This window comes from Bradyrhizobium australafricanum, assembly GCF_020329495.1.
Classification (GTDB): domain Bacteria; phylum Pseudomonadota; class Alphaproteobacteria; order Rhizobiales; family Xanthobacteraceae; genus Bradyrhizobium; species Bradyrhizobium australafricanum.
The window spans coordinates 1-677 of sequence record NZ_JAGKJL010000208.1 but is presented as its reverse complement, the minus strand read 5'-3'; the positions used below and the strand labels follow the sequence as shown (position 1 = coordinate 677).

1 protein-coding gene and 1 pseudogene are annotated in these 677 nt (G+C 57.6%); one reads left to right on the top strand and one right to left on the bottom strand.

Features of this window, described 5'->3' with window-relative positions:
• On the top strand, positions 1 to 278 hold a 278-nt coding region (locus J6525_RS46595; RefSeq protein WP_225648062.1), incomplete at its 5' end, for a transposase.
• Between the two features lie 131 nt (positions 279 to 409).
• Here the strand turns inward: J6525_RS46595 and J6525_RS46590 are convergent.
• Positions 410 to 677, bottom strand: a pseudogene (locus J6525_RS46590) (IS4 family transposase); the annotation flags it as partial.

Here is a 677-nt window from a genome sequence, read left to right as displayed (position 1 = left end):
GCCAGAGCGGCGATGCCGTGCTCGCCGACAAGGCCTATGACAGCAACGCCCTGCGTGCGATCATCGCGGAAATCGGCGCAACGGCGGTGATCCCGTCAAACCGCACCCGCAGGATCATCATTCCGCACGACGCCGACGCATACAAACAGCGCAACCGCATCGAGCGCTGCTTTTGCCAGCTCAAACACTTCCGACGCTTGGCAACCCGTTATGACAGGCGATCTGACAACTTTACCGGCTTCATCCATCTCGCTGCCGCAATGATCTGGATGCAATGAATGTCGATCGGTCCTAGTGCGAAAGCAGGGACCATGCGCCGCAGCTTGTGTTGTGAACGGGACTCGTCGTTTCAGCGTCGCGCAATGATCAGCATTGGTGATTATGGGTCCCTGCGTTCGCACTAGTGCATCTACACGTTTGTCGGGCCATTTGCGAGGATTTGGAAGCGGGCCATTCCGGTGTGGAAGGTGATTGGTCCAGGTGGACGGTGGGAGGCGTAGCCGGTCCATCCGCCGAGTTTTGCGATGATCCATGCCGCCCAAGCAAGAGTGTTGGGGCGATGGTGGTTTTTCTGAAGCTCGGTGCGACCTTTCATGGTTTTGTTGATGGCCCTGAGCGTCTCGATCTCTTCTGCGGTGAAGACAAATTCAGCCGGCAATTCTTCGCCACTGTTGCGG